The 7,502-nt window shown below is 63.1% G+C and carries 7 protein-coding genes; 5 read left to right on the forward strand and 2 right to left on the reverse strand.

Annotated features, from left to right (window positions below; all coding sequences use genetic code 11):
* Positions 1 to 7: 7 nt before the first annotated feature.
* The 4 genes from AAG813_RS15585 (at position 8) to AAG813_RS15600 (ending at position 4,825) form a co-directional block, all read left to right on the forward strand.
* A complete protein-coding gene (locus AAG813_RS15585; RefSeq protein WP_341916587.1) occupies positions 8 to 997 on the forward strand; it encodes an aldolase/citrate lyase family protein in 990 nt (329 codons plus the stop codon).
* A 41-nt stretch (positions 998 to 1,038) separates the two neighbouring features.
* Positions 1,039 to 1,668 carry a hypothetical protein gene (locus AAG813_RS15590; protein ID WP_341916588.1) on the forward strand — a complete coding sequence of 210 codons (630 nt, stop codon included), beginning with the start codon at positions 1,039 to 1,041 and terminating at the stop codon, positions 1,666 to 1,668.
* 60 nt (positions 1,669 to 1,728) lie between these two features.
* Positions 1,729 to 4,344 (forward strand): bifunctional aconitate hydratase 2/2-methylisocitrate dehydratase, encoded by a 2,616-nt coding sequence (locus AAG813_RS15595; protein ID WP_341916589.1) that lies wholly within the window; start codon positions 1,729 to 1,731, stop codon positions 4,342 to 4,344.
* A 163-nt stretch (positions 4,345 to 4,507) separates the two neighbouring features.
* Positions 4,508 to 4,825: a hypothetical protein gene (locus AAG813_RS15600; RefSeq protein ID WP_341916590.1), complete on the forward strand. Its 318-nt coding sequence runs from the start codon at positions 4,508 to 4,510 to the stop codon at positions 4,823 to 4,825.
* A gap of 69 nt (positions 4,826 to 4,894) precedes the next feature.
* Here AAG813_RS15600 and AAG813_RS15605 read toward each other — a convergent pair whose 3' ends face one another.
* Positions 4,895 to 5,278 carry a hypothetical protein gene (locus tag AAG813_RS15605; protein ID WP_341916591.1) on the reverse strand — a complete coding sequence of 128 codons (384 nt, stop codon included), beginning with the start codon at positions 5,276 to 5,278 and terminating at the stop codon, positions 4,895 to 4,897.
* A gap of 17 nt (positions 5,279 to 5,295) precedes the next feature.
* Complete coding sequence (locus AAG813_RS15610) at positions 5,296 to 5,796, reverse strand: pyridoxamine 5'-phosphate oxidase family protein (protein ID WP_341916592.1); 501 nt, start codon at positions 5,794 to 5,796, stop codon at positions 5,296 to 5,298.
* A 444-nt stretch (positions 5,797 to 6,240) separates the two neighbouring features.
* On the opposite strand from AAG813_RS15610, the gene AAG813_RS15615 reads away from it, so the two are divergent.
* A partial coding sequence (locus AAG813_RS15615) for a DHA2 family efflux MFS transporter permease subunit (protein ID WP_341916593.1) occupies positions 6,241 to 7,502 on the forward strand: 1,262 nt, incomplete at its 3' end.

A 7,502-nucleotide genomic window follows, 5' to 3' on the forward strand; every position in this document is an offset into this window, starting at 1 on the left:
CACTGCAGTGACACATCCCCGCGACGTTCTGCTTGGTGCCCAGGCGCAAACCGGTTTTCTGCCGGTCTGCGACCACTACAGCGGCGTCGAGGCGCGGATGCGCAAAAGCCTGCAGTTGCAGGCGGAGATGACCGAGGAATTCGGCACCTGCGTTTTTGACGTCACGCTCGATTGCGAAGACGGTGCCCCCGTGGGTGGCGAGGCCGACCATGCCGCGCTGGTGGTGGCACTGGTGGCGCTGGCCGGCAACAAGGCGCGGGTCGCCGTCCGGGTCCATGCGGTGGACCACCCGGCGTTCGAGATGGACATGGCGACCATCGCCGGCAAGGTGGGCCACCGCCTGAGCCACATCATGGTGCCCAAGGTCGAGTCTGTGGAGGACGTCGAGCGTGCCGTCGCCGCGCTGGCCGCGGTGGCGCAGACCGGCGTTCCCCTGCATGTATTGCTTGAGTCGCCTGCCGCGGTGCATCGGGCCTTCGAGATTGCCGCGCATCCGCGCGTGCAGTCGATCAGCTTCGGATTGATGGATTTTGTTTCCAGCCACGGCGGCGCCATTCCCGGCGAAGCCATGGGCAGCCGGGGGCAGTTCACGCACCCGCTGGTGGTGCGCGCCAAGCTCGAGATCGCTTCCGCCTGCCATGCCCATGGCAAAGTCCCTTCGCACTGCGTTGTCACGGAATTCAGTGACACTGCGGCCATGAAGGCGGCTGCGCAAAAAGCCGCCCGCGAATTTGGCTACACCCGCATGTGGAGCATTCACCCGGCCCAGATCCGCCCCATCCTGGAGGCGTTTGCGCCCAGCGAAGGCGAGATCGAAGGCGCTACAAAAATAATAGCTGCTGGCGCCCGTGCCGATTGGGCGCCCATCAGTTTTGACGGCCAGCTGCACGACCGCGCCAGTTACCGCTTTTTCTGGCAGGTGCTGGAGCGGGCACACCGGACCGGCCGCGTTTTACCGCCTGAGGCGCAGGCATATTTTCCTGCCGCGCTTCAATAGTTGCTCAATTGATTGACGACCTTTTTTCCAAAGGAAACCCCATGAAACGCATTGTTCTTTCTGCCCTGGTGCTTGCCGCCCCCGCCCTGTTGCTGGCACAGACGGCCGCACCCAAACCTGCGTCCAAACCCGCGGCCAAAGCTGCCACCGCACAGCCGGAGCAGGCCGCCAAACGCGCGCCCATCAGGCGCTCGGCCGCCAAGGTGGTCGAGGAAATGACGCCCATCGACGATGACCCGAATGTCACGCTGACGCCGGAAGACCTGGAAGTCGCCAAAAGGGTTTATGTCGGAACCATCCCCTGCGAACTGGGTGCTTCCGTCACCATCACGCCGAGCGACAAGCGCCCGGGCTTCTTCCTGGTGCAAACCGGCAAAACGCGTTTCCGCATGCATCCCGTTGGCAGCCGCACTGGCGCCATCCGCCTGGAAGACGGCCGTGCCGGCGCGATGTGGCTGCAGCTGGGCAACAAGTCCATGCTGATGAGCCAGAAGCAGGGCCAGCGTCTGGCCGACGAATGCATGAGCCCGGCACAGCTGACCTTTGCCGACGAGATGAAGAAAAACCCCCCGGTGAGCATTCTGGAGCCATTGCCTGCAGCCAAGCCGGTTCCCGCGCTAGCTGGCACGGGTTCTGCTCAACCGGCCCTGCCGCCCGCGAAGGCCGAATAACACCAGACTGGCACCGGCGCGCGCTGCTTTGAAATTTTTTGAGTACAGGAGAAAAAAACCATGATGCCCGAGTTCATACAAACCTATCGCAACCACGTGGCCGAGCGCGCCGCACTCGGCATTCCGCCGCTGCCCCTGTCTGCCAAACAGACGGGTGAAGTCATCGAGTTGCTCAAGAATCCTCCAAAAGGCGAAGAAGCCTTTCTGGTCGAGCTGATCACGCACCGCGTGCCGGCCGGTGTTGATGACGCGGCCAAGGTCAAGGCCAGCTACCTCGCCGCCGTGGCGCATGGCACCGAGAAGTGTTCGCTGATCTCGCGCGAAAAAGCCACGCAGCTGCTGGGCACCATGCTGGGCGGCTACAACATCAGCCCGATGATCGATTTGCTCGACGACGCCGAAGACAGCGTCGCGACCCAGGCCGCCAGCGGCCTGAAAAACACGCTGCTGATGTTCGACCAGTTCCACGACGTCAAGGAAAAGGCCGACAAGGGCAACAAATACGCCAAGGCCGTGCTGCAGAGCTGGGCCGATGCCGAGTGGTTCACCAGCCGGCCCGAAGTGCCGGAGTCCATCAAGCTGACCGTGTTCAAGGTGGCTGGCGAGATCAACACCGACGACCTGTCACCCGCACCCGACGCCTGGAGCCGTCCCGACATTCCGCTGCATGCGCTGGCCATGCACAAGAATGCCCGCCCCGGCGTCACGCCGGAAGAAGACGGCAAACGCGGCCCGGTCAAGTTCATCGAGGAACTCAAGGCCAAGGGCAACCTGGTGGCTTACGTCGGCGACGTGGTCGGTACCGGTTCTTCCCGCAAGTCGGCCACCAATTCGGTGCTCTGGTTCACCGGCCAGGACATTCCTTACGTGCCGAACAAACGTTTCGGCGGCGTCTGCCTGGGCAGCAAAATTGCCCCGATTTTCTACAACACCATGGAAGACTCCGGCGCGCTGCCGATCGAGCTCGATGTGAGCCAGATGGCCATGGGCGACGTGATCGAGCTGCGTCCCTACGAAGGCAAGGCGCTCAAAGACGGCAAGGTGATTGCCGAGTTCAAGCTCAAGAGCGAGGTGCTGTTTGACGAAGTGCGCGCCGGTGGCCGCATTCCGCTGATCGTGGGCCGCGGCCTGACGGCCAAGGCACGCTGGGCGCTGGGCCTGCCGGTCTCGACCCTGTTCCGCCTGCCGCAGGCGCCTGTCGCCAGCGAGCGTGGCTTCACGCTGGCACAGAAAATGGTCGGTCGCGCGGTCGGCCTGCCGGAAGGCCAGGGCGTACGTCCCGGTACCTATTGCGAGCCGAAGATGACGTCCGTGGGTTCCCAGGACACCACCGGCCCGATGACACGCGACGAGCTGAAAGACCTGGCCTGCCTGGGCTTTTCTGCCGACCTGGTGATGCAGTCCTTCTGCCACACCGCCGCCTATCCCAAGCCGGTCGATGTGAAGATGCACCACGAGCTGCCCGAGTTCATGAGCGACCGCGGCGGCATTCCGCTGCGTCCAGGCGACGGTATCATCCACAGCTGGCTCAACCGCATGCTGCTGCCCGATACCGTCGGCACCGGCGGCGACAGCCACACGCGTTTCCCCATCGGCATCAGCTTCCCTGCAGGCTCCGGCCTGGTCGCCTTTGGCGCCGCCACCGGTGTGATGCCGCTGGACATGCCCGAGTCGGTGCTGGTGCGTTTCAAGGGCGAGATGCAGCCTGGTATCACCTTGCGCGACCTGGTCAACGCGATTCCGCTCTACGCCATCAAGGCCGGCCTGCTGACGGTGGCCAAACAGGGCAAGAAGAACATCTTCTCGGGCCGCATCCTGGAAATCGAAGGCTTGCCCGATCTGAAGGTTGAGCAGGCGTTTGAACTCAGCGATGCCTCGGCCGAGCGTTCCGCCGGCGGCTGCACGGTGCACCTGAACAAGGAACCCATCATCGAGTACATCACCAGCAACATCACGATGCTGAAATGGATGATTGCTTCGGGTTACTCGGACGTGCGCACCATCAAGCGCCGCATCGCCGCCATGGAAGCCTGGCTGGCCGACCCGCAACTGCTCAAGGCCGACGCCGATGCGGAATACACCGCCGTGATCGAGATTGACCTGGCCGACATCCACGAACCCATCGTGGCCTGCCCGAATGATCCGGACGACGTGAAGACCCTCAGCGAAGTGGCTGGCAGCAAGATCGATGAAGTGTTCATCGGCAGCTGCATGACCAACATCGGCCATTTTCGCGCCGCCTCCAAGCTGCTCGAGAACAAGCGCGACATTCCGGTCAAGCTGTGGATGGCGCCGCCGACCAAGATGGATGCCAAGCAGCTGACCGAAGAAGGCCACTACGGTGTGCTGGGTTCGGCCGGTGCGCGCATGGAAATGCCGGGCTGCAGCCTGTGCATGGGCAACCAGGCGCAGGTGAAAGAGGGCGCAACCGTGTTCTCGACCTCGACGCGCAACTTCCCGAACCGCCTGGGTAAAAACTCCAACGTGTACCTGGGTTCTGCCGAACTGGCGGCGATCTGCTCCAAGCTGGGCCGCATCCCGACCAAGGCCGAATACATGGCCGACATGGGTGTGCTGACCGCCGCCAGCGCCGAGGTCTACCAGTACCTGAACTTCGACCAGGTCAAGGACTACACCGACATGGCCGACACCGTGAAAGACAGCGTGCCAGCCTGATCCCCTCCGCTGCACTGACTGCAGCAGCGAGCCCCGGGACTTCGGTCCCGGGGCTTTTTTTATTCAGTGACGTAATGCCGGTAGCAGGCTCAAGAGTGTTAAAAATTGTTTCAATCGTTACAATTAAAACGCAAAACTCTTTTTGCCTACAACGGACCCAACAATGAAAAACAGTCTCAAATTTCTGGTGTCGGCTGCGCTGCTGTGCGCTGGCACCGTCGCCCTGGCCGTGGACGACTACAACGCCCCTCCGGCGGGCGACAAGCAATATGCAGCCTGCATCAGCTATTCCAACAAGAATTACGAAGGCGGCAACGAAAAGAGCCCGGTGAAGGGCCAATCCAAGGCGCAGGCGTTCTGCACCTGCATGTGGAATGAGACACCAGAGGACTTCAAGGGCAGCCTGGCCAAGTTCGCTGAAACCGCCAAGGGCAAGTCCACCAACAAGACCTGCGAAAAACATTCCGACTGGGGCAACTGATCCCCGTCACGCACCGCCCGCGAAGGCAGTGCACCCGAGCCCTGCAGCCAGGCTGCAGGGCTTTTTTGTTTACAGCCCGGCCGGCAGCGGATCGACGATGCGCAGCTCCGAACCATCGATGAAACGCACGTACCAGAAGTCTGGCGAGGCGGGCAGGTTGGGCCGGACATGGCTGATATTGATGGGCGCGAGATACACCGTGCTGGCCCCGTCGTCGGGCGGCGGCGCGAGGTAGTGGCGTTTCGCGCTGATCAGGCCGCCGATGGCGCTGACCACCGTGGCGGTGGACTGCGTGACCGCATTGACGCTGGTGCCCTCACCCAGCAGGTGGATGGTGGTCTGACCGATCAGATCCGGCCGTGACGCTTCGACGTACAGCACGGCGGCCGGGTTGATCCGCAGGTCGTCGGGTGCGGAAGGGTCTGTCGCCTTGTTGAAGCAGAGAAGTGGCATGTCGTGCAACCGGTGCTTCAGGACAGCGTCAGCTCTTTGTGCTCGCCCAGGTTGGCTGGCGGCTCGCCGGTCAGCGCGGCCTTGGCCATCTTGGCCAGCTGCACCATCTTGCTTTCCTTCACGTCCCAGTATTCGGCGTGACGGATGTTGACTTCGAGCAGCGCCAGATCCGGATCGGTGGGGCCGTCAAACCAGGCCTTGGCCATCGGCGACCAGAGCGCTGCCTTTTTGGCGCCATCTTCGACAACCGCGCCCTGGCCCGACAGCGACACATAGCTGTCCTGACCGGGGTCGGCATACGACACGTTGACGTTGTTGTCCTGCTGCAGGCGGCGGGCGATTTCGCTGTTGCGCGAAACGAAGAAATACAGGCGCGAGCCTTCATCGGCGGACTTGTTCTGCGTGGTCAGCGGGTGGCTGTGCAGCATGCCGTCGGTGTGGCGGTGCGTCAGCATCCCGAATTTGATGTCCTTGATCAGGTCCCACAGGGTTTGCTGGTCGGAAGAGTTGGTGGTCATGCGGACTCCGTAAGTAGGTAAATCGGTAAGTGGCGTGGATGGATTCAACAACCACCTTAGGCGCCGGCAGCACCGGCCCTCATCAGTCGCGGACCCCGCCCGCTGTCAGTGCAAGCCGACAGCTGCGCTGGCGTCGGCGCCAGCCCCTGTTGTCACATGAATGAAAAAAGTGCCTTCAGCCCTTTCCACGTGGGCGCAGTCAGCTATCAAAAATAGAGCAATCACGCACAACTCCAGGCATCAGCCCAGGCGAGCTGCCGTGATGTGGACGCTGTTCATGATCTTTGGTATGCTTTTGTGTACGCCGTACACAATAAACAGGGGTTGTCTCTTACCCGCCCTCCGTTGGCCCCTTTGCCTTGAAAGCAGAACCATGGACCTGCCTCTCCCGCGTTTTTCCGACCAGCCCGCCTTGCCGGCGTCCGGCGTTTCCTGGAGGTGTGCATGAGTGCCGCGATGGACAGCCGCAAACGATGGTGGGCGCTCACTGTGCTATGCCTTGGGGTGCTGATGATCGTGCTCGACACCACCATCGTGAATGTGGCCCTGCCGTCGATCCGCACCGACCTGGCTTTCTCGGAGACCTCGCTGGTCTGGGTCGTCAACGCCTACATGCTCACGTTTGGCGGTTTTCTGCTGCTGGGCGGGCGGCTCGGTGACCTGTATGGCCAGCGCCGGCTGTTTTTGGCAGGCCTGGTGCTGTTCACACTGGCGTCACTGGCCTGCGGCCTGGCCAATTCGCAATGGCTGCTGATTGTGGCGCGTGCCGTGCAGGGCCTGGGTGGCGCGGTGGTGTCCGCCATTGCGCTGTCACTCATCATGAATCTGTTCACCGAGCCGGGCGAACGTGCCAGGGCCATGGGTGTCTACGGCTTTGTCTGTGCCGGCGGCGGCAGCATCGGCGTGCTGCTGGGCGGCGTGCTGACCGATGCCTTCAACTGGCACTGGATCTTTCTCGTCAACCTGCCGATCGGGGTGGCGGTGTTTGCCCTGTGCCTGGTGCTGCTGCCCGGCGAACGCGGCCAGGCCGCCGGTGCACGGCTGGATGTCGGTGGTGCGGTCACCGTGACCACGGCGCTGATGCTGGCGGTGTATGCCATCGTCAACGGCAACGAGGCCGGCTGGACCTCGCTGCAAACACTCGGGTTGCTCGCCGTTGCCGCCGTGTTGATGGCGGTGTTCCTGGCCATCGAATTGCGTGTTCCGGCGCCGCTGGTGCCGCTGGGCCTGTTTCTCCAGCGCAATGTGGCGGTCGCCAACATCGTTGGCGTGTTGTGGGCCGCCGCCATGTTTGCCTGGTTCTTCATTTCCGCGCTCTACATGCAGCTGGTGCTGGGTTACACCGCGCTGCAGGTCGGGCTGGGCTTTCTGCCGGCCAATCTGATCATGGCCGCGTTTTCGCTGGGGCTGTCGGCCCGCATCGTCATGCGTTTCGGCATCCGCCTGCCGCTGGCCGCGGGACTGCTGCTGGCGGCGCTGGGCCTGGCGCTGTTTGCGCGCGCGCCGGTGGGCGGCCAGTTCGTGACCGACGTGTTGCCGGGCATGCTGCTGCTCGGGCTGGGTGCGGGCATGGCCTTCAACCCGTTGCTGCTGGCGGCCATGAGTGATGTGGCGCCCGGCGAGTCGGGCATTGCGTCGGGCGTGGTCAACACCGCTTTCATGATGGGCGGGGCGCTGGGGCTGGCGGTGCTGGCCAGCGCGGCCGC

This window comes from Polaromonas sp. YR568 (genome assembly GCF_943371715.1).
Lineage (GTDB): Bacteria > Pseudomonadota > Gammaproteobacteria > Burkholderiales > Burkholderiaceae_C > Polaromonas.

Excerpts from the sequence above, each read along its gene's own strand:
- AAG813_RS15590 (WP_341916588.1), top strand. The coding sequence starts at position 1,039 with ATGAAACGCATTGTTCTTTCTGCCCTGGTGCTTGCCGCCCCCGCCCTG.
- AAG813_RS15595 (WP_341916589.1), top strand. The coding sequence starts at position 1,729 with ATGATGCCCGAGTTCATACAAACCTATCGCAACCACGTGGCCGAGCGC.
- AAG813_RS15600 (WP_341916590.1), top strand. The coding sequence starts at position 4,508 with ATGAAAAACAGTCTCAAATTTCTGGTGTCGGCTGCGCTGCTGTGCGCT.
- AAG813_RS15605 (WP_341916591.1), bottom strand. The coding sequence starts at position 5,278 with ATGCCACTTCTCTGCTTCAACAAGGCGACAGACCCTTCCGCACCCGAC.
- AAG813_RS15610 (WP_341916592.1), bottom strand. The coding sequence starts at position 5,796 with ATGACCACCAACTCTTCCGACCAGCAAACCCTGTGGGACCTGATCAAG.